Raw genomic sequence first — 25,973 nt, forward strand, 5'->3', positions numbered from 1 at the left:
TGTTCTTCCTATATGTTTACTCTTCTTTTCGTAAATATTTTTCTACCTTCTGCAAATGCTCATCATAGGTTTTTGAGAAGTGGTTGACACCCTCTTTATCTGCTAGGAAGTAGAAATAATCTGTTTGACTTGGATTTAATGATGCCTCAATCGAAGTTTTACCTGCACCTGCTATTGGACCAGGTGGTAGACCTTTATTTTTGTAAGTGTTATAGGCATTATCCACTTCTAAATCTTCATATAGAACACGATCCTTGTGATCACCCAGTGCATAGAGCACGGTTGGGTCTGTTTGGAGTGGCATCCCTTCATTGATTCGATTATAGAAGACACTTGCAATAGTCTCTCGATCCGTTTGAGCAGTCGCTTCTTCTTCCAATAATGACGCAAATGTTAACAGCTGATGTACGGACATTTGTTTTTCAGCTAATACATCACTATAGTTCTTCACTACATTGTTCATGGCTGCTATCATCTCTTCTACAATCGCTTGTAAAGATGGTTTTTCTTCATAATAAGAATACGTAGCTGGATATAAATAGCCCTCTAAGTCATAGCGAATATTGTCAGCTAAAACAGCCTCTGTAACTAGCTCAGGATAATTAGCCATCATTTGCTGAACAAATGTGTCACTCGTCACAAGATCCATAAATTCTTTTTGTGTGTACGGTGTTTTCTTTTCAATCACTTTCCCAATTTGTTCAAGTGTTAAGCCTTCTGGGACTGTCATCGTAAAGACAGGCTTACGATATACCTTCCCTGTTTTCAAGCTTTCAATGAGTTCATCAAATGTCATTGCCTGTGTTAAATCATAATTTCCCGCTTGAAATTGTGATTCATTTTTAAATTTTGCATAGTATTTAAAAACACGTGCATCTTTTATGACACCTTTTTTCTCTAGTAGTGTTGAAATGGAGGACAAACTAGAGCCAATTGGTACTTCTACTGCAATTGTTTTCGTTGCATTAGGGTCTAATGGTTTTAAAGCACCTTTTACATAATTGTACCCAAATAAACCAACAACTCCAATTATTAGTACGAAAACAATGGCAATAATTGCGACGATTTTTCTCACCATTTTTACCTCAGATTTTCTTTCTTGCATTTTTGAAAACATTTCTTGTTTTTTTGAACCGTTATCCACGGGTTTCCCCCCTATCACTATTCAATATCATACTAGAAATCAACTTTCACGACAAACAGAAATCGACAATTCAGTAGAAATTACATATGTAAAAAATCTGCCAACAACTTTCGTTAGCAGATTTTTGAGGATTCTAGAAATAGTTTATCCTATAAAGTGTTTAATACTTCTTCTACAAATTCCCATTCTTCATCTGACTCAATCGGGTATAACTCTTCAATCTGGCCTTCATTTCCAGCTATATATTGGGCTGCAAAAATATCACGCTCATCAATCGGTTCATCTGTTGCTGGCACATATAATACATACGATTTACCGAATTGCTCAGATGAAAATGTATGAATGACTTCGCACACTTGATCTTTTCCTTCTTCGTCTGTCACAGTAATTAGCTGTGGTTCTTCTTCAAATTCATCAAGTAATGTTAACACCACTTCATTAATCATTTCCCATTCGGCATCTGTTTCAACAGGCTGTAAATTTGTCATCTCACCTGTATTGTCATCATAATCAAAAGTCATCGCAGAAAGGTCTCCTGGAATTTCTTGACCGGTTTCATCTAGAAGGGAAAATAACACATAGGACTTGTCCTCCGCATCAAAGGTAAAGACCACACGACACTGCTGTTCCTTACCATCTTTCCCAATGATCATAAATTCTTGCGTTTCTTCATTCATTCTGTTTCCTCCTTTATGACAATTTGATGTCATTTATTAAATCGTTTTTTTGAGGTTAGACACTTTAGAATAGCTTCTCCTATTTTGAGCAAGTTTTCCCTGCATTTCTTCTCTACCTTTGAGCAGGTTCTCGATGTTTGGAGTGGGGCTTGGAGGTTACACTCTATTTCTAAGCGAATCCACAAACTTTATGAACGTTTCCCAACAATTGTGGATCAAATTCACACATCTACAATGCATTCATTCTTCAATTTAACAATCCTTCTACATTAGAAAAGCTTCAATAAAAAAGGAACAAGGACTGCAAGCTGCGATCCTTGTTCCAAGCTTTGAGTTAGAAGATTAGTCTTCGTTTTCATCCTCTAAAGCGTTTAAAACGTCCTCTACCATATCCCACTCTGCTTCAGTTTCGATTGGTGTTAATTCACCATCTTCACCATTTTCAGATGGTACAAATGAAGATACAAAGATTTCAACTGAGCCATCTTCATCTTCCTCTGCGCCTACCATTGAGTAAAACACATATGATTTGCCAAACTCTGGAGATTCATGAACGTGAATCACTTCACAAAGCTGCTCGTTTCCGTTTTCGTCAATCACTGTAATGTGTTGAACATGTAATTCTTCTTCATGGTTATGCTCGTGTGCCATGCATAGTCACCTCATCAATTAATTTTTGCTATCTAAGTAGCCTTGTAAAATCATCACAGCTGCCATTTTATCAATGACCTGCTTGCGCTTTTTGCGACTCACGTCCGCTTCGATCAGCATACGTTCAGCAGCCATCGTCGTTAAACGTTCATCCCATAATTTGACCGGTAGTGAGAAATGCTCTTCTAATAGCTTTTTATAGTTCTCAGAAGCCTCTCCACGCGGTCCAACCGTATTATTCATGTTTTTTGGAAAACCTACAACAAATTCTGTTATAGTATATTCCTTTACTAGCTCAGCGATACGGTCAATACCGAACTCACCATTAGCTTCATCAATTTTTACGGTTTCAATACCTTGGGCGGTCCAACCAAGGGCATCACTTACAGCAACACCCACAGTTTTTGACCCAACGTCTAATCCCATAATTCTCATTTCTAGTCCTCGTTATTCTTTTTGATATAAAATTTAACAAGCTCCTCTAGAATTTCGTCACGCTCAAGCTTGCGAATTAAATTACGAGCATCCTGATGGCGAGGAATATACGCCGGATCACCAGAAAGTAAGTAACCAACAATCTGATTGATAGGGTTATATCCCTTTTCCTCTAATGAAGAATGAACTTTCAACATTACCTGCTTGACTTCCTGTTCCATTGATTCTTCTGGAAAATTAAATTTCATCGTTTGATCAAATGAACTCATGACCAGCACCTCGCTTTCAGAAATAAGGAGATGTGCAAACAAGCTCATCTCCAATTTCTCTTTATTATAACATGTTTTGGTGAATTAATTAAATGGATTTAACATAATCATACACAGAAAGTAGTGCTTCATCAAGTTTTGATGCATCTTTTGCACCTGCCATCGCCATATCTGGACGACCGCCACCTTTACCACCACATGCTTCCGCAACCATTTTCACAATATTCCCTGCATGGTAATTGCCACCAACTAATTCTTTTGAAACACCAGCACATAACATAATTTTTTCACCATCAACTGCTCCAAGAACAATGACTGCTTTTGGCATTTTTGCTTTCAGGTCATCCATCATTTGACGGAGTTGATTGTTATCCTTCGCTTCCACTTTTGTAGATAGCACTGTCACATCTCCAATTGTTTGAGCGGCATCAACAACTGCCCCTGCCTGTGCATTGGCGATTTTTTGAGATAATGCTTCGTTTTCACGTTGTAATTCTTTGTAGTCTGCTTGTAATGCCTGTACTTTTGTGACAATATCTTTAGCATTTGCTTTTAATAATGTCGCTGCATCATTTAATAATGCTTCTTCTTCTTTTACTGCTTCATAAGCAACTTTTCCTGTAACAGCTTCAATACGACGAGTACCTGCACCGATACCACCTTCTGAAACAATTTTAAAGAAGCCAATTTCAGAAGAGCGTTTAACATGGATACCACCACATAGCTCAATCGAATAATCTCCGATGGATACTACACGTACAACATCTCCATATTTTTCACCGAATAATGCCATAGCACCCATTGCTTTTGCTTCATCAATACCTTTTTCTTCAATAACGACCTCTATATCATCCCACACTTTTTCATTTACAATACGTTCAATTTGCTGTAGTTCTTCTTTTGTAACTTGACCAAAGTGAGAGAAATCAAAACGTAAACGATCAGGTCCTACATATGATCCAGCTTGGTTCACATGATCACCGAGCACATCTTTTAATGCACGTTGCATAATATGTGTTGCCGTATGGTTTTTAATGATTAAATTACGGTCATCACGATTGACCACTGCTTGCACTGCATCTTCCACATGCATTTCCCCAGATTCAACTACTACTGTATGAAGCGGTTGACCATTCGGTGCTTTTTGAACATCTTTTACAACAGCTGTAAAGCTATCATTTGAAATAGTACCACTATCAGCAATTTGACCACCCATTTCAGCGTAGAATGGTGTCTTCGCTAAAATAACCAATGCTTCCTGACCTTCCGAAGCGACTTTCGCAACTTGACCATTGACGATCATTGCAGCGATTTCAGTATTAACACTTAACGTATCATAGCCAACAAATTCACTTGCAACCGTTAAGTTTGCTAATACTTCATTCTGTACTTGCATCGAATCAACATCTTGTCGTGCAGCACGCGCGCGTTCACGTTGCTCTTCCATCGCTGCCTCAAAACCTTCATGATCTACTTTCATGCCTACTTCCTCTGCATATTCTTCCGTTAGCTCGATTGGGAAACCATAAGTATCATATAAACGGAAAGCATCTGCTCCTGGGATGTAATCATGACCAGCTGCTTTTTGAGATTCCACTACTTCATTAAAGATAGCTAAACCACCATCTAATGTTTCATGGAAACGAATTTCTTCATTTTTAATGACACGTTGAATAAATTCGCATTTCTCTGTAACTTCTGGATAGAAGTCTTCCATAATTTTACCCACAGTTGGTACAAGTTCAAACATAAATGGTTTTTCAATACCAATTTGTTTAGCATAGCGAACGGCACGACGTAGTAAGCGACGTAATACATAGCCACGGCCTTCATTTGAAGGCAGGGCACCATCGCCTATAGCAAATGCTACTGTACGGATATGGTCTGCAATCACTTTAAATGGTGTATTAATATCTTCATCTGAGCCAAAGATTTCATTTAAGTCTACTTCGCCAGGTCGTTTATATTTACGATTGGCAAACTCCTCGATTTTTTCAATAATTGGCATAAATAAATCAGTATCAAAGTTTGTTGGTACATTTTGCACGACGGACACAATACGCTCTAAGCCCATACCTGTATCAATATTTTGCTTTGGTAGTGGCGTGTAAGTGCCATCAGGATTATGGTTAAATTGAGAGAACACAAGGTTCCAAATTTCTAGGTAACGCTCATTTTCTCCTCCTGGATACATTTCAGGGTCATTTTCATCTGAGCCGTATTCTACGCCGCGATCATAAAAAATCTCTGAGTTCGGACCAGATGGGCCTTCTCCTATATCCCAGAAGTTCCCTTCTAAACGGATTAAACGTTCTTCTGGAATACCGATTTCCTGATGCCAAACATCATATGCTTCCTGGTCTTCTGGGTGAATCGTGATGGATAATAACGCTGGATCAAAGCCCATCCATTTTTTATCTGTTAAAAACTCCCAAGCATAATGAATTGCTTCTTTTTTAAAGTAGTCACCAATAGAGAAGTTTCCTAACATTTCAAAGAATGTATGGTGTCGAGCTGTTTTCCCAACGTTTTCAATATCGTTGGTACGAATCGATTTTTGTGCATTTGTAATACGTGGATTATCAGGGATAATACGGCCATCAAAATATGGTTTCAAAGTTGCAACACCTGAGTTGATCCAAAGAAGTGATGGATCATTTATTGGCACAAGTGGAGCTGATGGCTCATGATGATGCCCCTTTTCTTTAAAAAATTCCAAATACATACGGCGAATCTCTACTGCTTTCATTGGATAAATTCCTCCTATTTTATATTGTAAAATCACGATACGAATCCTGCGATTTACCGAAGAAAATAAAAAAAGCCCTCATCCCCAAAAAGGGACGAGGACTTGTCATTAGTCTCGCGGTACCACCCTAGTTGTAAGTAAAAACCTTACTTACCTCTTTAGCACTTGTAACGTCAGTGAACGGCAGGGATTAGCTGCACTCTGGAGTAGCTTTCGGCATTTGCTGTTGTGAGGATTTTTTCAGCCTAGAAATCCCTTTCTTGTGCACACACAAATACGTACTTTTTCCATCATCGTTTTTACTTTTTCTATCGAAAATTATAAAAAAAATCTATTGCGCTGTCAATTAGTACTAGTATGACTAACACTAACTAAGCAATCATTTTTTTGAAATATATCCACATACCCCATGTAAAAATAACTAAGAAGGCGCTAATTGCAATAGTTGTATAAGGGGTATCTTGATAAGGTAAAGGTACATTCATTCCAAAAAAACTAGTAATTACTGATAGTGGTAACATAATTGTCGAAATGACCGTTAATAAATTCAGCTTTTCAATGGATTTCCCACTGATAATTGAAAAATACGTATCAAGCGTGCTGTTCACTAAATCGCGATATGTCTCTGTGGAGTCGACAATACGCTCTAGATGGTCATTCAAATCTTTATAGAATGGAATATTTTCTTCTTGAATATCAAATTTCCACTGGCCATTGATTGTAGAAAAAATTCTTCTTTGTGGCATAATGGCCTGACGAATTAAAATAATTGTCCGCTTCAATGCAAGAAATTCCTCTGTCACCACTTTTGGTTGATAATCATAAATTTCTTCTTCTAGTTCATCTATACGTGCGCGAATTCGTTCTAATACTGGGAAGTATTCGTCTGTAATACCGTCAATAATTGTATGCAATAAAAAATCAGTACCCTTTTCCAAATATCTTGGGCTATTGACACAAACATTTTCCATTTTTCCTAGCCATTGCAACTTTTGCTTATGCACTGTCACAATATAGTTTGGTCCCATAAAAATATTTAACTCAACGGTTGTAATTTCATTGTTACTTTTCTCATTATAAATTGGTGCATGGAGCACAAAAAATTTATAATCACCATAACTATCCATTTTTGGACGTGAGCCTTCATGTAAGCAATCTTCAACTGCTAGTGGATGAAAGCCAAATACATCAGCTATATTATTCAATTCATTATAACTATAGTCATATAAATCTACCCATAATAAATCTTCGTTATGAATAGGGAGTTGTAAATCAATCATATTGAAATCATGTTGGACTGTCTTACTGCTGCTATTATAATAGTGGATTTTAATCATTGCATTTCACCTCGTGTTTGTTATTGAGGGAAACAAAAGGTCATCCTTAATCACCCTTTGTCTGCATCGGTGATCAGAAATCGATGACTTTTTATGTGTTTCCCTTTGCCTAAATGATACTTATTCGGTTCAGGACTACTATCCATTTCTCATCACCTTCCTTCCATAACAAAAACACGCCTTCTACGAATGAAGGCGTGTTGAATTCACATATCAAAAAATAGCAATAAAATACATTGCATGCTTGTTACCTTCAAACGTTGAGTTTTAGCACTATGCGGCATAGGAATATGTCCAGCTACGTTAAAAAACACCTTATTTCGATGATTTCTGTTGACCCATTGGCGTCTCTCGACATTTTTGGGTAGTAGCGTATCTCCAGCATAGGAGCCTCACCTAACGAAGGGAGTCTTATTTTTTTATTCCTGTAAATGATAACGGATAGTTTCACAACTGTCAAACTTTCTATCAATCATTTTTCAAAAAGTCTTCCACTCTTTGCACTAAATGCTCTCGTTGATAAGATTGATAGAGCAGGCTAGATAAACGTACAGGATCACCAAAGAAAAAGCGTTCATACAATGTCTGTCTTGTGCCAAAACTACTCATCGTTAAATCCCAAGCTAAACGGAATTTCTTTACTCGCTCTTCCCCTTTGTCTTGAAATGATTGCAGATAATGATCAAGATCCCCATCATCCGTTGCAAAAGCTTTTGCACTCGGTATGGACATTAATCCACTTGCTCCCAGTTGCTGGATGATATCTGTAAAGGTAGGATATACTTTCGGGAAGATATGAATAGCGACCTGTAATGTGGATTGGTCTGGTCTGATAAAGCCAAAGGAATCCCTTTGTGCCTCAATTTCTGATTTTAATTGCAATGCTTTCATCGTTTCTAATGCTACGATGACATCTACCACTTTTTGATGGACATGTTGGTAATCCCCAATATTTATGGAATCCACAATCATTTGTACAACCCCTAGGATGAATTCCGTCTTAGCAATTTGACGTGACAGCACATGATGCAAAGTATACGCTTGGAAGCCACTAACATTCATAAATTGATTGGCCACTTCAACATTTTCGTAATAAAATACTCGTTCCCACGGGACAACTACATCCTCAAACACAACGATTGCATCCATTTCTTCAAAACGTGCACTTAACGGATAATCAAAGGTAGAATCTCCCCCTACAAATGATTGCCGACATAAAAACTTTAAGCCTTTCGTGTTACTTGGAATAGAAAACCCGAAACCTTTTCCTTCATCATAGCCATTTGTTGATAAAACAAGAAGCTCATCTGTTATGCCACCCTGTGTCGCTAGTAATCTTGCCCCTTTAATGACTAAGCCCTCACTTGTTTTCCCAATGATTTTAGCTGCAATGGTTACTTCTTCATCCTCATAGTAAAAGCGCTTGCGATTTACCTGTGGTTCGATAAAGGTATGTGTCATCGTAATATCATTCTCGCGAGCATACTCATAGAACTTCAGCAAATGCTCTGGGAAACAATTTGGCTTCTCTTTTAAAAAATCTGACGCTGATGCAAGGGCCATTAATGTTGTATTCATATAATCAGGGCTTCTCCCCATAAAGCCTTGAGAAGATAATGCCCATTCCCTTGCCGCTTGGCGCCTCTTCACAAGATCTTCTGGCGTCAATACTTGAAGAAATGACATGCCAACTTTCTGTTTACTAGTTGGCGATTCATAGGTCATTTTTTCAAGAAGTGCCTCTTGATGTTGTAAATCAAAAAGTTTCGCTTGACTCTGGATAATTCCTTTAAAGGCAGGATGTTCTGACACCTTTCCTGTCACGACTTTCCCATCTATCGAAATATACGTTTTTAAAGCATCAATTCGTTCAATATACTGTTGCCCTGTCATTATTGGCATGCTGTCACCCCTATACATTCCCTATGTTTTTGTACTCATCTAGTATATGAAATGTCCAAATATTAGGTGACGATACATCAATTAGAAAAACCCGATTAGACAGTCTAATCGGGAATATATATTTTATTCATCCAAAAAATCATATGGAGAGACATCATTCATACCAATCATTGGATGAATATAAGGGGCTGTTTCTACTGTTAGCTTTGGTTCAACGGAAACCGGCTCCTGCATCCCTTCATTTTCTACTGGCACTGCCTCGACTTCCACAAGTTCTTCCTCAATTTCCATTGGGTTAAGTCTTGCACGTAAAGAGGTGAAACGCTGAAGGTCATCTGTACGTTGTAAACCATCCGCAAGCACATCTGGTTCACCACATAAAATCAAAAAGTTTTTAGCTCGTGTAATACCTGTGTATAAAAGATTACGCCGTAACATTTTGGAATACCCTCTAACCACTGGCATAATGACCGTTTGAAACTCAGAGCCCTGTGATTTATGGATGGAGCAACAATAAGCTAGTGTCAATTGATTGAGGTCGCTTCGTTGATAGGTCACTTCAATGCCATCAAAGGATACGATCAGTAAATCTTGTTTTTCGATCGTCTCTTTCGCCTTAATAATACTAATGACCTCACCCATATCTCCATTAAAGACATTGCTTTCAGGTTGATTGACAAGCTGAAGAACTTTATCCTTTATTCGATAGGTGACATCCCCAAAGACTAGCTCTTTTCGTGTGCCAGTATCATTTGGGTTAATAAGCTCTTGAATCATTTTATTTAAATTATCTATACCAGCTGGTCCTTTATACATGGGCGCCAACACTTGAATATTACGGATTTCCTGGCCCTTTGCAACAGCACTTTTGACAACTTGAGTTACAACGTTGGCAACTTGGTCTGCTGAAGCCTTAATAAACGAACGATCAGAGGTTTTAGCTGTTAACTCTTGTGGAATCGTTCCTTTTTTTATTTGATGCGCAAGTTCAATAATCGTTGAGCCTTCTGCTTGTCGGTAAACATCTGTTAGCTCGACAGTTGGTAGCTGCTTGGATGCTAATAAATCCTTTAACACCTGTCCTGGACCTACTGGTGGAAGCTGATCCTGATCTCCAACAAAGACAACTTGAACATCTTCATGTAAAGCTTTTAATAATTGATGGGCAAGCCATGTATCAACCATTGACATTTCATCCACGATAATCAGCTTACCTGTTACTTCCCGCTCTGTTTCTTCCTCTTTTTCTTGCCCTGTAAAACCGAGCAGTCGATGGATGGTCATCGCAGGAAGCTCTGTTGATTCGGCTAATCGTTTAGCAGCACGTCCAGTCGGCGCACAAAGAATAATCGGAAAAGGCTCCTCTTTTTGAGCATACTCTTTTGGATTTAAGGATAGCCCATGAAGCTTTGCATAAACTTCTACGACCCCACGTACAACAGTGGTTTTCCCCGTACCAGGACCACCCGTTAAAATCATAACAGCTGAATTTAAAGCCTGTTCGATGGCATTCGCTTGTGTTTCTGCATAGGTAACATTGAGTAGCTCCTCTGTTTCTCCAATGGCTTTTCGAATTTCATCTTTACTAAAATGTTCAGCCTTATTATTCCGCTCGATAAGCGATAAGATTTTCGATGCAATCCCTACCTCTGAAAAATAGAGTGATGGCAAATATAACCTTGTCTCTTCACCACAAATTTTGCCTTCTTCACGGAGTCTGATACAGGCTTGAGAAATATCCTCGAATGGTATCTCCTGTCGTTGGCTTTGTTCAAGCATTTCCTTAACGAGCGGTAAAACCTGTTCTGCATCTAGATAAACATGTCCATCCGATAAAGCTGCTGTATTTAAAATATGTAAAATCGCTGCTTTGACACGATCAGGATGTTTACCAGTTATACCTAATTTCGCACCTAGCTCGTCGGCTCGAAAGAAACCCACCCCTTCCACATCTTCAATCAAGCGGTATGGATTTTCTGTCAGTAATTCAATGGCTTCTGTTCGATAGGTTTGATAAATCTTCATCCCAAGCTGTGGACCAAATCCCCACTCATTCAATTGAATCATGACCCGCTCTAAGCCTAAGTTTTGCTCAATAGTGCGGTGAATGACTTCTTTTTTTTCAGCGGATAGACGCGGAACAGCATCGAGGGCACTAGGATCTTCTAAAATAACACGGAGTGCATTAGCACCTAGTTTTTCAACAATCGTTTCAGCTGTTTTTTTCCCGATCCCTACGAAGAGGTCACTAGATAAATAATGAATAATTCCTTGCTCAGTTGCAGGTACCTCTTTTGTAAATGTCTCAATTTGAAATTGAGCACCGTATTTAGGATGCTGTTTTAAAATACCAGTAAATCGATATTGTTCATCCATTTGTAGTGGGGGAAAATAACCAACAACAATAATCTCTTTATCTTCATATTGCAAATTCGTCTCTTGAATTTTCACACGTACAATCGAATACATATTTTGCGCATTATGAAAGATAGAGACGATCGGACGTCCGAGTATAAAAAATTTATTGAGTTCAAATAAATCTAAATGATCTGTCATGTTCGGTCCGTCCTTTCTTATAGTTTTCAATCTTTTTATTTTACCATAGCCACATGAAAATATCGCAGACAAAAATATATTCACTTCGTTATTTTTACATTATTTTGACAAATGACAATTCTCTGCCTTTATCCTCCGTTCCATGCTATGATTAGTATGAATTAGTTGCACGGAAGGATTGTGAAATTATTGGAATTTAGACCTTGCATCGATTTACACGATGGCAAAGTAAAGCAAATTGTAGGTAGCACTTTGGGATATACAAATCAAGCAGTTGTAGAAAACTTTATTTCTCAACATGACGCTAGCCACTATGCACAAATGTTTGCCCAAGATCGTTTAACAGGTGGACACGTTATTATGCTAGGCTCTGGTAATGAAGAAGCTGCCCTATCCGCTTTAACAGCCTATCCTCAAGGCTTGCAAATAGGTGGTGGCATTACGGCTGACAATGCTCAAAAGTATATAGACGCAGGTGCTTCGCATGTCATTGTCACATCCTATATTTTTCATGATGGTCAGCTCGATTTAGCGCGTTTAAAGCGCTTAAATCAATTAATTGGTAAAGAACACCTTGTCATTGATCTCAGTTGTAAGATGCGTGACGGAAAGTGGTTTGTCATGACAGATAAATGGACTACATTTAGTCATTTCGAAGTCAATGCTGCGTCGATTGCCTATATTGAAGACTTTTGTGATGAGCTGTTAATACATGCTGTCGATGTTGAAGGAAAAAAGGGTGGTATGCAGGAAAGCTTGGTACAGGATTTAGCTGCATGGACATCTATTCCAACTACCTATGCAGGTGGCGTTCGTTCAATCGAAGACTTAGAAAAATTTAATGAATTAGCCCACGGAAAACTTCATGTAACCATTGGAAGTGCGCTCTCAATTTTTGGTGGCGATTTACCTTATACAGATGTAGTCGAATATTGTAAAAAAGGCGGGATCTTGTGAAGCTCATTTATAAAGATTATGTTTTTCCATTTCAAGAAACTAATTTAGAGAGAATCATAGATGGTAAGTATTTTAAAGTGAATAAAAAAGATCATTCTCTTGCGATTCATGTACAACTTGACAACGAACAAATGTTATTGGAATTTTCAAAATCACTAAAGGCAACATGTGGGTTCTTACGCGATCAAGAAACAGAGCCTTATATTGGAACCTATATTGATTTACAAATTTTCGTTGATGAGTTTAATAAGCGCTATAACTTAAATGCTGAAATTATTAGTTAAAACAAGGGGACAAATGGTTCCCTTTGTTTAACCTCAAACCCTCTTCTGCATTTCTTCCTTGCCCCTATTTCTGAAACCTTTTCATTGTCATGTGAGTTATATATTGTATAGCATAAACCACAGGGGGCTTCCATGACTAAACTACATATTTTTTCCTACCTTATTTTTATGCTTTCCGCTCTTCTTATAGAGATAATCACCGTGATCTCCTATGGTGTAGGCTTTCATAGTGGATAGAGAACATGGTGGATAACTTTTGGTCCGTTTAATTTTTATATAGCTCGTATTAGTTTGCCTATATTAATTGTTTATTTATGGAAGCTTTCAATCAATAAAAATTTATCATTGACGATAGGATTGAAGTTCATCATAGAAGGTATATTATTAATGAATCAGATGCAGGGCAAATCATTACGTTTGCTTGTGCATCAAACATTCTTTTATGGAGAGCTATAGAAAATTCCATTTGGAAGTACATTTCACTACTCTTATTCGCTTTTTTTGTCATCGCATCATGGATTTTTCTTGATCATTTAGCCTCAGTTCCATATGTGGAGCAAATTATTTTTTAATGACTGATATGGGCAGTATTTTGCTTTTTTTAGGTGTTGTAGCAGCTTTAGGTCTATATTTTCTAATGACAATCCTTGTCACGTTCGTTGATCATTTTCCTATGCCTAGGGCTATGAATTTCACCAATGATCGGCTATCTCGTTGCCATCACAGCTATACGAAAAATAAAAATCGAACAAACCGTAAAAGAAAGGATTTACAAACGATGAAAACTGAACTAGAAGTAAACACTTTAAAATCTTTTCAAACTGAATTAACACGCTTCTTTTTAGCTTACAAATTTGCTCTACAGGAAGTGGAAACGAAAATTAATATATTACAAGAAGAATTTAAGTTAATTCATGAATATAATCCAATTGAGCATGTATCTACACGTGTAAAATCACCTAAAAGTATTTTAACGAAGATGATGAAAAAAGAGCTTCCGCCATCAATAGAGGCTGTGCGTGAAAATATCCGCGATATAGCTGGTGCTCGCATCACCTGTTCCTTTGTGGAGGATATTTACAAGGTAAGTGCCATGTTACAAGCACAGCATGACATGGAAGTTGTTGAGGTGAAGGATTATATAGCCAATCCAAAAGAAAATGGCTACCAAAGCTTACATCTTATTATTAAAATTCCTATCTTTATGTCAGACCATATGGAAAAGGTCTATACAGAGATCCAAATTCGTACAATTGCAATGGATTTCTGGGCAAGCTTAGAACACAAAATTTATTATAAGTATAACAAAGAAGTACCTGAGCATATTCGACATGAATTAAAGGAAGCCGCACTACAAGCAGCTGAATTAGATCGAAAAATGGAGCGACTGAATAAGGAAATCAATATTTTAAAAGAAAATGAAGCCGAACCTTCATTGCTAGACAGTACCCCCATCGCACATTTAGCGAAATACTTAACGGAACTACCTGGCAATCAAATAATTGATGACACTCTATTCAAAAAGTAAATTTATTCTATGGTTTAGTCGTCAAATGAAAAACCCACCTCACACGCTGCTTGATCACAGAATGTGAGGTGGATTTTACTTTTTATTCACTATTGCGCTTTCCTTGTAGATTTCGTTGCTACAAAAAAGGAGAAAATAAGAGCACCAATAGCAAAAATAAAGGTAGCTATATATATATAACTGACGCCATTCGCAATAGTGTCCTTTAAAAAGTTTACTTCTTCTAAATTAAACCCACCTTTTGCAAATTCACCATTTAATTGAATTTCACCTTTTCCTAATGAAGCCATTTTTTCACTCGTTGCCAGGTTGAAAATCATACCAAATAGCGCTGCACCAATCGCTTGGCTAAATGTATTTGTAAAAGAGTTCAAACCAATTGAAATACCAAGTTGCTTTGGATCTGCCACCTTTTGTATGGAAATCATCAACATCGGCATAATAAAGCCCATCCCTAGCCCTATTAACGATGATGCGAAATAAACGCTGAAATCACTAGAACCTGAAGATAGTCTTGCCAACAATAGTGTACCCGTAACAAGTAAAATCGTACCCATTTGGATAATGCGTTTATTTGTTAAACGACCGATTAAATAACCTGCCATAATCGAGTTCACCGTCCAAAAAATAGACATTGGCGTCAATAATAAACCAGCCTGCGTTGCATTTTTGCCTAAAACACTTTGAGCAAATATAGGAATATAAACCGTTACACCAATGACAATAGACATACCGCTTAAAGTTAATGCATTAATGACCATTAGTCGTCCATTTTTAAATAGTGTTAACGGAATAATTGGCTCCTCTGCTCGTAACTCCACCCAGATAAAAATACTTAAGAATACAAGAGCAACACCATACATTAGCAGCGATTGACCTGATAACCAGGTTTGTGTTTTACTGTTTTCGATAATAACAAACAGTAACGCAACCATGCCAATTGTAAAAAACACTGCACCTAGGTAGTCAATTTTACGCTTCACTGCCTCTAGTTGTTCTTTATAATGTTTAGCAATTAAATAAATAGAGGCTAAACCAAACGGTACATTAATGAAGAAAATAAAATGCCAAGATACTTGGTCAACTATAAAGCCTCCAAATAACGGACCTACTACACCAGAAACGCCCCATACCATACTTAAATAGCTTTGTCCTTTGGCACGCTCTTTTTCAGTCTTAAACAATTCACCAACCATTGTTAATGTAATCGGTAAAATTGAACCTGCGCCAATACCTTGAATTGCTCGAAAAACAATTAATTGCTCCATGGATTGAGCTAAACCACATAACATAGAACCTACTAAAAAAATAATGATACCAGTAATAATCATCCGTTTACGACCAAATAAATCGGCTAATTTACCAAAAATAATTGCCGCTATGGCTGAAGCTAGTAAATAAGCAGAATAAATCCAGCTTATTAAGTCTACACCTAATAAATCAGCCGTAATACTCGGAATAGCAGTACTAACAATAGTTCCCTCAATTGCAGCAAGTGCTGTTACAAGTAATAGTGCAATAAAAACTTTATTCATTCTGTCACCTTTTCCTTTCCTGCATGACATACATTACCAAGTTTGAACTAGAATTAAAAGAGAAAGAGAATCAATTTATGAAAAAATAAACAATTTTTTCTGTTTTACTAGATAAAATCAATAAAAAAGCAGCAAGAATGTTAATCAACATTCACTCGCTGCTTATTATCTATCAGTTAAATCGTTGAGCAATCATATCGTAAATATAACGTGCTTGGTCATATTCAGGTTGTAAGGTAAAGGCTTGTTTCAAATGATACATTGCATCCTCTGTTTGTTCGGTAGACACGGCATATAGTACGCCTAAATTATAATGTGCATCTGCATTATTCCAATCCTGTTCAATTAAGAGATCTAGTTCCTTCTTCCCTTCCTCAAACATTTCTAATGCACATAACACTATCGCATAGGCTAAACGAATCTGTGTATCCTCTGGAGCAATTTCTACCGCACGTTGTAAATATGGTAATGCCAATTTTGGGTTATCCAACCGTTCAAAGCATTTCCCCATCATATAATAGACATCGGCACCTTCAATATGATGTTTTAGCGCTTGCTCATATAGCTTCACGGCCTCGGCATAGCGTTCAGCATTGTAATATAAATTCGCTAGACCGTAATAGGCTGTAGCTGCTGATTCATCTACAGTGATTGCCTTTTGGAAGAAACGCTCTGCACGTTCAGTATCCTCTAATACGGCTAATAAATTGCCGAAATTTACATACCCAATAGCATTTTCAGGCTCTGCCTCTATTGCTTTTGTAAATAGTTGAGCAGCATCCTCATAACGTTTTTCTTGAAATGCTTGGATGCCCTGTTCATTATAATTCATTTGTTCTTCACCTCTATGTAGCGAAAGACTGCTTTTAGGAAGCCAAGAGGCCATAAAAGCAGTCTTAACGCAATTTATCCAACATATGTTAGTTTTTCATTACTTTTAAAGACTTCATCAATCGTTCCGCCACCCATACATTCTTCTCCGTTGTATAGCACTACAGCTTGGCCAGGTGTAATTGCACGCACAGGTTCTGCAAATGTAATGTGTGCACGCCCATCTGGTAAAATTTCAACTTCTACTGGTGTATCGGTTTGACGATAACGGAATTTTGCTGTGCAAGAAAATTTCCCAGGCAATTTTTTTGTCGAAGTATAGTTCATTTTCACAGCTGTTAATGATGTTGAATACGAATATTCATTGTCAAAGCCTTGTCCGACAAGTAGAACATTACGCGCTAAATCTTTTCCTAGCACAAACCAAGGCTCGCCGTCCCCACCAATACCAAGCCCGTGTCGTTGACCAAGTGTATAGTACATTAAACCATCGTGTTGGCCCATTACAACGCCATCCATTGTTTCCATTTTCCCAGGTTGTGCTGGTAAATATTGACTTAAGAACTCTTTGAAATTACGTTCACCGATAAAGCAAATGCCTGTTGAATCTTTTTTCTTTGCCGTAGCAAGGCCAGCTTCTTCTGCAATTTTTCGTACTTCTTTTTTCTCTATATCACCAATTGGGAACATTACATGCGCCAATTGCTCTTGCGATAATTGATTTAAAAAGTATGTTTGATCTTTATTATCATCAACGCCACGTAACATTCTAACTTCACCATCACCACTACGATCAATTCGTGCATAGTGACCTGTCGCTAAATAATCAGCACCAAGGTTCATGGCATGCTCTAAAAATGCTTTAAATTTAATTTCTTTATTGCACATAACATCAGGATTTGGTGTACGCCCTGCTTTATATTCTTCTAAAAAGTATGTGAAAACCTTATCCCAATATTGTTTCTCGAAATTGACAGCATAGTATGGGATACCAATTTGATTACATACTTTTATTACATCGTCATAATCTTCCGTTGCTGTACAAACACCGTTTTCGTCTGTATCATCCCAGTTTTTCATAAAGATCCCGATTACTTCATACCCTTGTTGTTTTAACAAGTATGCCGCCACCGATGAATCTACCCCACCTGACATGCCGACAACAACTCGAATTTGAGAGGGGTCACGTGTTTCTTTCATTGTGGTCACCTTTTCTTTTATCTAATTACAGTTTATGTTTCAATATTTTAACGAAACATAACATAAGTATTTTGCAAATTATTTTTTAGCTAGTTTTTTCACAATTTGAGCCGTTTTTTCTGCTGCATCTTGTATATCCTTTTCCGTTAAACCCTGCCCAAAGCTGAATCGGATTGAATTTCGTAGCTCCTCTGCACTTTGTCCAAACATTGCTACTAACACATGAGAAGGATCAATCGATCCTGCAGTACATGCCGAACCACTCGAAACATAGATACCTGCCATATCAAGGTTCACTAAAAATGATTCTACCTCCATGCCTGCAAAGCTAATATTTAAGACATGAGGCAACGAATCCACCTCATCACCATTTACATGGAATGCTAGCTTTTCCTGTGAAAAAACAGCAAGCATAATTTGCTTAAAGTGATTGTATAGTGAACGCTTTTCTTCACGCAACTCATTTGCAACTTGCACTGCAGTCGCAAAAGCAATAATGGCAGGTATATTTTCAGTACCTGCACGACGTTTTTTCTCTTGTGCGCCCCCAAGAGCATAACTTGCTAACGGTGTTCCTGCTTTTTGATAAAGGAATCCAACACCTTTTGGACCGTTGATTTTATGAGCAGATACACTCAATAAATCCACCTGTAATTCATTTACATCAATGGACTCTAAGCCATAAGCCTGAACCGCATCTGTATGGAATATGGCACTATGCTCACGCAATAGCGCGCCAATCTCAGCAATTGGCTGTATCGTTCCAACTTCATTATTTCCATACATAATTGTCACTAAAATGGTATCATCACGAAGGGCTTTTTGGACATCCTCAATCGCGACACGCCCTTTTTGATCAACAGGTAAATAGGTCACCTCAAAGCCATCACGTTCAAGTTTTTCACACGTATGTAATACTGCATGATGCTCTACTTGCGTTGTTATGATGTGTTTTCCTTCATTTGCACGGGCATAGACAGTCCCTAAAATTGCCATATTGTCAGCTTCTGTGCCACCACTTGTGAAAATAATTTCCCCTGCTTGCGCACCAATTGATTTCGCCAATAGCTCACGTGCATCATCTAGATATTTCCTTGCTTCTCGACCTGCTTTATGAATACTCGATGCATTGCCAAATACCTCTTGCATAGCAGTCGTCATCGCTTCTATTACTTGGCCATTCATTGGAGATGTGGCCGCATGATCGAGATAGATATATGAATTCATGTTGAAAACTCCTTTTTAAACTCTGTGACATCCGCCAGAGGCTTTCGCTTGATTCAGTTAATGCTTGCAAAAAAATACAAGTGTTCTTCGCTCCTCTATAAGTGGGGAGTCTTCCGTACTTAGTGGTTCATTTTAGTACAAAACATTTGCTGAATCGAGATAAAAGCACAAAACCCACATCACTCATCGTAAAAATAGCCATTGAGATGTGAATAGTTCACAATCTCCCAAAAAGATGAAGTGAATGCAGGAGTAGCGCTTTAGCTTAAACTATTTTAAATATAGAACATGTAGCCTTCCACTACATTTTCTTCTGTATATTGTGCTAAATCTTCAATTGTCGTTGTATCTAACACGTTTTTTACTGCATCACGAATACGTAGCCATAACTCACGTTGCGGGGCTTCTTCATTTTCAATACCCTCTACTGGTTGAATCGGCCCTTCTAGCACACTAATAACATGGGCTGCTGAAATTTCGCTAGGTGGATTTGCTAGCATATAACCACCATAAGCACCACGTACACTTTTTACTAAGCCTGAATTACGAAGCGGAGATACTAATTGCTCTAAATATGCCTCTGAAAGTTCCTTTTCCGCCGCAATTTTACGCAAGGGAATTGGCCCTTCCCCATAATGCTTTGCTAATTCAATCATAATTGTAAGCCCATAACGGCCCTTTGTTGAAATTTTCATTTTATCACCCTCAATTAGTCTAGTCAAAATACTACCAACAGTATATCATAATCTCCTCTTGATGAACTCGGAAATACACCTAGAAGGATATGATATACTAATTAAAGCGATTCATAATCGTTCAAAATCCATATGAGTGCTTTATTTTAGCGTAAAAAAATGTATGAAGCAAAAAATGACAACGACAGAAAGGGGAAGTTATTTTGCACAATGAACCACTCGCTTTTCGAATGCGACCTTTAACCCTTGATGAGATTGTTGGTCATCAGGATTTCATTGGTCCCAACACAGCCCTTTATAAAATGATTCAAAATGAACATGTCCCTTCCATGTTGCTATATGGAGAACCTGGTATCGGTAAAACATCCATTGCCAATGCCATTGCAGGAAGTTCCAAACTCCCTTTCTTCGCACTTAATGCCACACGAGCTGGCAAAAAAGATGTGGAAGATATTGTACAAGAAGCAAGAATTTCAGGGAAAGTAATACTTTTCCTAGATGAAATTCACCGTTTCAATAAATTACAGCAAGATACACTGTTACCACATGTAGAAAATGGATCAATTGTATTAATTGGTGCCACGACAGAAAATCCCTATCATGATGTTAATCCAGCGATTCGTTCACGCTGTGGCGAAATTTACCAGCTAAAACGCTTAACGAAGGAAAATTTAATCGAACTAGTTGAAAAAGCACTTGCTGATGAAAGACGCGGACTAGGTAAATATCATTTTGCCTTAACACCATCACAAATTGAACAAATTGCAGCCGCAGCAAACGGAGATGCACGAAAGGCGTTAACTTTGCTAGAATCCATTTACTATGCCAGTGATGAGGTGGATGGACAAACGGTTGCTGCCGACCATGTCATTGAACATCTCATTAGTCGAATTGGTGTGTATGGCGATAAAAAAGGATCACATTTTTATAATTTACTATCAGCCCTGCAAAAGTCTGTGCGTGGCAGTGATACCAATGCTGCTCTGTATTATCTAGCGCATTTATTGGAAACAGGCGATTTAGTGGCTGTCAGCAGACGCCTACTTGTTATGGCCTATGAGGATATTGGTCTAGCTAATCCCGAAGTCGGACCTCATATATTAGCTGCTATTCAAGCAGCTGAACGACTAGGATTACCAGAGGCACGTATCCCACTTGCCAGTGCTGTCATTGAAATGTGCCTTGCCTCAAAATCCAACTCAGCCATTACGGCTATTGATGCTGCCATTAAGGCTATTCATGAAGGCAAAACAGGTGATATACCTCATCATTTGCGAGATGCTCATTACGAGGGTGCAAAAGATTTAGGACACGTTGGCTATCAATATCCTCATAACACACCGATCGGTACTTTTGGTGGTTGGGTAGACCAGCAATATTTGCCAGACGAACTTGTAGGAACTGAATTCTACAAACCTGTTATTGCTGGTGAGGAAAAGCGCATGGCTGGCATCTACGACAAACTAAAATCATTTCAAGATAAGAAATAATAAAACAAAGCAAAGTCACTATCTTAAGTAATTGAAATGACTTTGCTTTTTATATAACAACAGGATAGGCTACTCTAGCAATCATCCTGTAAAGCTCGGGTTATTTGTTGTATATCGTTCTTGGTAAAACAAATTTAATGGTTCTGCCAAATGTCGAAGTGATGGCAAAATGGACTCTTCCACATCTCCTTCTTTTTCCTTACTATGCAAAAAAACAATCAAATTATACGACTGATACAGCAAGCTGGCGAACTCTTGATTGTTTTCTCTCACCTCAAAGCGAATTGCTTTTACAGCAATTGCTTGTGCAATTTTTTGTTCTCTTGTTTCACAGGAGGGCTCATTACTTAATTCATCATCCGACACTCTGTATAACCGTTTTAATGCACCATATACCTCTTTATTTCCACTAAATCGATCTTTTAACCATTGCAAGACAAATTGCAAAAGAATAACTGCATAGATAAGGGAAAGACATTCATCGCCACGTGATTTTTTTGCTAAGCGTTGGAAATATTCTGCTTGTGTGACTAGTTCAAAAAGAATTAAACGTATTGGATAAAGCATGGCATGACCGCTATTGATGTACAGCTTTTCTCGATCTCTATACATAGCCAACCAAATATCTTTGACCAATGAAATAGATTTCCTTGTTGAGAGCGCTAATTGACATTGAATAAGCTCCTGTTCAATTGTCGGTTGGATAAGCTGTAGAAATAAAAGTTCATCTTCCTCACTAACTAATAAAAGCGGCTTTTCCAAATTCGCCAAATCTATTTCTATTCCATTTACAATCATTGCTTAGCCCCCTTCCAATAAGTTCTTTCAGCTAAGTTCTTACAGCGTGAGCACATATATTACCAATTTTCTAACTATAATTCGACAAAAAAACATAAATACCTTTCAAGAAAATATGCCTTTTTACTTTCGTCATAATAAAAAAGAACCCACGCTACTAAAAGAGGCAAGTAAATCACTCTCTTTCCACATCGAACATTGTAGAAAAAACTGATTTAAATCCCAATAAGTTACGTAGATTCTTGACGTATAGGCTATTTTCAGAAAATAGATAGTCTATTATTGTCTAAGGTTTATGCAGGAAGTTCTTGTTCCACAAATAATTTAAATTGTTGAAGACATTGCTTCACTTCACCTTTTTGTGACAGTACTTCGTTGCGTATGTTTGTTGCTTTTTCTTCATCCTCTAGCACTTCAGTTAAAAGAGCCATGATATCTTCTAATAATTGCTCATTCTCTTCCTGCTCAATACTCGGTAAGGAATAGGCTGCTATCTTTAATAAATGCTCTACTTTTTCAGGCGTTTTTTGCAAAGCATTCGAAGAATAATAAGTCGATGCTGCTAAAAAGTAGCATAATTTTGCACAACAATCGATAAATAAATGCCAATACGTATTTGCTTTCGGTAATTCCCCTGCCCGCTGATTAACATATTCCTTATAATAGGTAGTGACTTGTATATATAAAGGATTCAATTCTCTCATGGCTTTCGGATAGTTGTTGGATGTATCCAAATAGTCAAATACAATGGCATTCATTTTCTCTTGAAGTTTAACAATATCTAAATGATCACGAATTACTTGAATTTCCATTTTCCCACTCTCCCATATGTCATTTGCTGTTTAGCTTTCTGGCTATTCACTGAGTAGCACCAAGCATCCCAAACAAACTGATCGATTATCTAATGGATGATTCAAATTATAGCAATAAACCATATGAAGTAGTGTGGACATGAAAAAAATAAGACAATTTCGTGAATTAATAGCATTTTATGTACATAAGAGGAACTATTTTGGTAAAATTATACCCTTTGTACATAATCATCAAATAAGCATGGTTCGTTTGCTCGATCGATAATTTCAATAATACTTCCATGCACATATTTTTTAATGCGCTTTTGAGGTATATAAAAATAAGCATTGTTCATAATTAACCATTCACTTAATGTTAAATCACTACCTGATTGTTGATTCGTTAAGATTTTTTTGTGTCGCAGAACATCAGCCATTTTATAAAAACCATCTGACAATTCGTAGGCTGATACATCAAAATTAAAAATGGGGCTGACAACCTGTCCAACATCAAAAATATGTATAGTTTGGTTTTCTTCATCTATAGCTAACTCTACTGTGCTAATCTCGTCGAAAAGATTTAAACCTCTATACTCCATTTGATAAATTTTTTCCATTTGTATAGGCCTCCTTTTTTACAACGGTCTAATTGTAACATAGAAAAAGTAGCTACCTCTAAATACAATTAAGGCAGCTACTTCTACGAAAATGAACATTTATGCTATTTTTTGACTATTACCAAAGCAACGTATTTGGTATTAACCTTGTACGCGCGTAATTTTCACATCTTTTAGGATGGTATTGACTACCCAGCTTGCTGCAATTAAACCTGCTACTGACGGTACAAAAGCGTTAGATGAAGGTGGCATCTTTGCTTTTCGAATTGCTGCATCAGGCTTACCTACATGTTCGACAACATCTGGACGTACGACAATTGGACTTTCATCTGAAAATACAACCGTAACACCCTTATGAATACCTTCTTTACGTAGCTTAGTACGAATGATTTTAGCCAATGGGTCTGTATGTGTTTTTGAAATATCTGCAATTTGGAAGCGAGTAGGGTCCATCTTATTTGCTGCACCCATGCTTGAAATAATAGGAATATTACGCTTTAAACATTCCTTCATTATATGAATTTTATACATCACTGTATCACTTGCATCGATTACATAATCAATGCCTTGTGCAAAAAATTCTTCATAGGTTTCTTCCGTATAAAACATGTGCATGTCAATCACTTCACATGCTGGGTTAATATCTGCAATACGCTCTTTCATGACAGCTGATTTTGATTGACCAACTGTTGATAAGTATGCAACAAGTTGTCTGTTGACATTTGTGATATCTACATTGTCCTTATCGACTAGAATAATACGGCCGATTCCGCTTCGTGCACATGCCTCAGCCGCGAATGAACCGACACCACCCACACCAAGAATGGCAACCGTTGTATTTTTTAATTTCTCGAGACCCTCTGTTCCTATTGCGAGCTCGTTACGTGAAAATTGATGTAACATCCTGACACTCTCCATCTATGAAATTTTATTAGTAAACCTAGTTATATACTAAGATAAAATCAAAACCTATCTTACATTTTATCATGTTATTGTTCAAGATAAAAATATAAAGAAAAAGTCAAAATTATCTACTTAAATCCTTTGAAATAATAATCCATAAAAACATTTCATCCAATTCTGCTATATATGGTAAAATAGTACATTAAAATTAGTTGATTAATCAGGTAAATCTTATATAACATTATGCTCAACCACATAAAGAAAAAGAGATTGATGACTCAATCTCTTTCTCACTCTTCTTTACTTTGTAAACCCAAATGATGCCCATGGTTGAATGTATGTTAATAAAAATAGTTCTTCCTCTACAATGCTAGCTACGACATTACTCGATCCTGTATTCGGAATGTCCTTTAGCACAATCTGTAGCTCTCCCTTATAACGAACATCTAAATTATTATCAATCGTGACATCTCCTCTTTTTAATGGCCGTATATCATGCACAGGAAAATCTCCATTTTTATATTTCACACGGGATTGGGTGCTCCGAATCACGTATTCAGACACATCACCCCGATTAAAATGAGGCCCTTTATAAAGAATCGTCTCCTCTAAAATGCTTGTGTCTTCAGACTGGACAACCCTTAACTCAAGCTTATTACGATTTAATTGTCCTAATGCACGTAGTTCTTCCTCAGAAGCAAACATATTGCCAATAATACAATCGTCAATTAACCCTGTATGCCATAAATCTTTCGCCTGTACAGTGATTGGGAGATAACGGTGTTCCTCTAATGTAGGTAACCCGTGCTCTGTTTGCTCCCAAGGTCCATATTGACCATGTTGTGAGGAGATCATTGCTGCTGTTCTCACATTGTGCGCTTTAAAGTGTTGTGACGTTTGTAAAAAATGCTGACGAGATAGCCCCGAAAATCGTTTTGGATAAAAATTATGACAGCCGATAATGTTCTCTTTATTGGGCTGATAAGAGATAATATTATCTACATACTTCGTACCATTACTAATGTTTAATTCTATTTTTAGATGACTTCCATCAAGTGACATCAACGCTTCTTCTTGACCTGAAAATCCCATATCTAAACGTAAGGCTGCCAAATAATAATGTTCTTTTAAATAGCCAATATCCCTATAAGTTAAGCCTAAATCATCAAAAACACCTGGTGCAATATCAGCGGATATGTCAAAGCCGAGGCGTTGCGCAAATTCGTTGATTTGTTGTAATTTTTGACGCTCCTCATCCTGTTTTAAGGACATTAGGCATGTGAATATACGATCAAAGCCATTATCATGAGCCAGCTGAACATAGCGCTTCATCTCCTCTAGCGTACTATGCTGCGGATATAGCGAGATTCCTAATCTTTTCACTTCAAACCCTCCGT

23 protein-coding genes, 1 riboswitch and 1 other annotated feature are annotated in these 25,973 nt (G+C 37.5%); of the genes, 4 read left to right on the forward strand and 19 right to left on the reverse strand.

The window, feature by feature from the left end:
- Positions 1-16 precede the first annotated feature (16 nt).
- From mltG to recD2, 9 genes are all read right to left on the reverse strand, one after another.
- Entirely contained in the window at positions 17-1,144 is a 1,128-nt protein-coding gene (mltG, locus tag NYE73_RS17045; protein WP_048392143.1) for an endolytic transglycosylase MltG, read from the reverse strand.
- A gap of 149 nt (positions 1,145-1,293) precedes the next feature.
- On the reverse strand, positions 1,294-1,821 hold the full coding sequence (locus NYE73_RS17050; protein ID WP_048392142.1) for a DUF1292 domain-containing protein: 528 nt from the start codon (positions 1,819-1,821) through the stop codon (positions 1,294-1,296).
- A 342-nt stretch (positions 1,822-2,163) separates the two neighbouring features.
- Positions 2,164-2,472, reverse strand: a complete 309-nt coding sequence (locus NYE73_RS17055; protein WP_004226842.1) for a DUF1292 domain-containing protein — start codon at positions 2,470-2,472, stop codon at positions 2,164-2,166.
- Positions 2,473-2,490: 18 nt separating this feature from the next.
- Positions 2,491-2,907 carry a Holliday junction resolvase RuvX gene (gene ruvX, locus NYE73_RS17060; RefSeq protein WP_004226840.1) on the reverse strand — a complete coding sequence of 139 codons (417 nt, stop codon included), beginning with the start codon at positions 2,905-2,907 and terminating at the stop codon, positions 2,491-2,493.
- A 2-nt stretch (positions 2,908-2,909) separates the two neighbouring features.
- A complete protein-coding gene (locus tag NYE73_RS17065) occupies positions 2,910-3,176 on the reverse strand; it encodes an IreB family regulatory phosphoprotein (protein ID WP_004226839.1) in 267 nt (88 codons plus the stop codon).
- An 88-nt stretch (positions 3,177-3,264) separates the two neighbouring features.
- Positions 3,265-5,925, reverse strand: a complete 2,661-nt coding sequence (gene alaS, locus NYE73_RS17070) for an alanine--tRNA ligase (RefSeq protein ID WP_259948194.1) — start codon at positions 5,923-5,925, stop codon at positions 3,265-3,267.
- 87 nt (positions 5,926-6,012) lie between these two features.
- Positions 6,013-6,228: a binding site (T-box leader), on the reverse strand.
- Between the two features lie 68 nt (positions 6,229-6,296).
- Positions 6,297-7,262 (reverse strand): magnesium/cobalt transporter CorA, encoded by a 966-nt coding sequence (corA, locus tag NYE73_RS17075; RefSeq protein ID WP_259948197.1) that lies wholly within the window; start codon positions 7,260-7,262, stop codon positions 6,297-6,299.
- Positions 7,263-7,507: 245 nt separating this feature from the next.
- Positions 7,508-7,673: riboswitch (M-box (ykoK) riboswitch) on the reverse strand.
- Positions 7,674-7,730: 57 nt separating this feature from the next.
- The gene (gene hpaB / locus NYE73_RS17080; protein ID WP_115674135.1) at positions 7,731-9,164 is read right to left on the reverse strand and encodes a 4-hydroxyphenylacetate 3-monooxygenase, oxygenase component; all 1,434 of its coding nucleotides are present in this window, start codon (positions 9,162-9,164) and stop codon (positions 7,731-7,733) included.
- A 123-nt stretch (positions 9,165-9,287) separates the two neighbouring features.
- Entirely contained in the window at positions 9,288-11,720 is a 2,433-nt protein-coding gene (gene recD2, locus NYE73_RS17085; RefSeq protein WP_259948200.1) for an SF1B family DNA helicase RecD2, read from the reverse strand.
- A gap of 189 nt (positions 11,721-11,909) precedes the next feature.
- Here recD2 and hisA point away from each other — a divergent pair, with 189 nt between their 5' ends.
- The 3 genes from hisA (at position 11,910) to NYE73_RS17100 (ending at position 14,489) form a co-directional block, all read left to right on the forward strand.
- On the forward strand, positions 11,910-12,677 hold the full coding sequence (gene hisA, locus NYE73_RS17090) for a phosphoribosylformimino-5-aminoimidazole carboxamide ribotide isomerase (RefSeq protein ID WP_103118475.1): 768 nt from the start codon (positions 11,910-11,912) through the stop codon (positions 12,675-12,677).
- Positions 12,674-12,961, forward strand: coding sequence for a hypothetical protein (locus NYE73_RS17095; protein ID WP_048392136.1), 288 nt, complete (start codon positions 12,674-12,676; stop codon positions 12,959-12,961). The genes hisA and NYE73_RS17095 overlap by 4 nt, the downstream gene beginning before the upstream one ends.
- Before the next feature lie 778 nt (positions 12,962-13,739).
- A complete protein-coding gene (locus NYE73_RS17100) occupies positions 13,740-14,489 on the forward strand; it encodes a GTP pyrophosphokinase (protein WP_048392669.1) in 750 nt (249 codons plus the stop codon).
- 89 nt (positions 14,490-14,578) lie between these two features.
- On the opposite strand, the gene NYE73_RS17105 is transcribed toward NYE73_RS17100, so the two are convergent.
- The 5 genes from NYE73_RS17105 to cymR all read right to left on the reverse strand — a co-directional run bounded on the left by NYE73_RS17105 (position 14,579) and on the right by cymR (position 19,977).
- Positions 14,579-16,024, reverse strand: a complete 1,446-nt coding sequence (locus NYE73_RS17105) for an MDR family MFS transporter (protein ID WP_048392134.1) — start codon at positions 16,022-16,024, stop codon at positions 14,579-14,581.
- A 172-nt stretch (positions 16,025-16,196) separates the two neighbouring features.
- Positions 16,197-16,856, reverse strand: coding sequence for a tetratricopeptide repeat protein (locus NYE73_RS17110; protein WP_054550057.1), 660 nt, complete (start codon positions 16,854-16,856; stop codon positions 16,197-16,199).
- A gap of 74 nt (positions 16,857-16,930) precedes the next feature.
- A complete protein-coding gene (gene mnmA / locus NYE73_RS17115; RefSeq protein ID WP_048392132.1) occupies positions 16,931-18,055 on the reverse strand; it encodes a tRNA 2-thiouridine(34) synthase MnmA in 1,125 nt (374 codons plus the stop codon).
- A gap of 78 nt (positions 18,056-18,133) precedes the next feature.
- Entirely contained in the window at positions 18,134-19,282 is a 1,149-nt protein-coding gene (locus NYE73_RS17120; protein WP_054550056.1) for a cysteine desulfurase family protein, read from the reverse strand.
- A 275-nt stretch (positions 19,283-19,557) separates the two neighbouring features.
- On the reverse strand, positions 19,558-19,977 hold the full coding sequence (gene cymR, locus NYE73_RS17125) for a cysteine metabolism transcriptional regulator CymR (RefSeq protein WP_004226809.1): 420 nt from the start codon (positions 19,975-19,977) through the stop codon (positions 19,558-19,560).
- 203 nt (positions 19,978-20,180) lie between these two features.
- On the opposite strand from cymR, the gene NYE73_RS17130 reads away from it, so the two are divergent.
- Entirely contained in the window at positions 20,181-21,467 is a 1,287-nt protein-coding gene (locus NYE73_RS17130; RefSeq protein ID WP_259948210.1) for a replication-associated recombination protein A, read from the forward strand.
- Between the two features lie 81 nt (positions 21,468-21,548).
- Here NYE73_RS17130 and NYE73_RS17135 read toward each other — a convergent pair whose 3' ends face one another.
- From NYE73_RS17135 to NYE73_RS17155, 5 genes are all read right to left on the reverse strand, one after another.
- A complete protein-coding gene (locus NYE73_RS17135; protein ID WP_048392129.1) occupies positions 21,549-22,265 on the reverse strand; it encodes a hypothetical protein in 717 nt (238 codons plus the stop codon).
- A gap of 293 nt (positions 22,266-22,558) precedes the next feature.
- Positions 22,559-23,077, reverse strand: a complete 519-nt coding sequence (locus NYE73_RS17140; protein ID WP_048392128.1) for a hypothetical protein — start codon at positions 23,075-23,077, stop codon at positions 22,559-22,561.
- 209 nt (positions 23,078-23,286) lie between these two features.
- The gene (locus NYE73_RS17145) at positions 23,287-23,673 is read right to left on the reverse strand and encodes a hypothetical protein (protein WP_112118171.1); all 387 of its coding nucleotides are present in this window, start codon (positions 23,671-23,673) and stop codon (positions 23,287-23,289) included.
- 141 nt (positions 23,674-23,814) lie between these two features.
- Positions 23,815-24,576 (reverse strand): tRNA threonylcarbamoyladenosine dehydratase, encoded by a 762-nt coding sequence (locus NYE73_RS17150; RefSeq protein WP_048392126.1) that lies wholly within the window; start codon positions 24,574-24,576, stop codon positions 23,815-23,817.
- A gap of 300 nt (positions 24,577-24,876) precedes the next feature.
- On the reverse strand, positions 24,877-25,959 hold the full coding sequence (locus NYE73_RS17155) for a DUF871 domain-containing protein (protein ID WP_259948212.1): 1,083 nt from the start codon (positions 25,957-25,959) through the stop codon (positions 24,877-24,879).
- Positions 25,960-25,973: the final 14 nt, after the last annotated feature.

This window comes from Lysinibacillus sp. FSL K6-0102 (assembly GCF_038003545.1).
GTDB lineage: Bacteria > Bacillota > Bacilli > Bacillales_A > Planococcaceae > Lysinibacillus > Lysinibacillus capsici.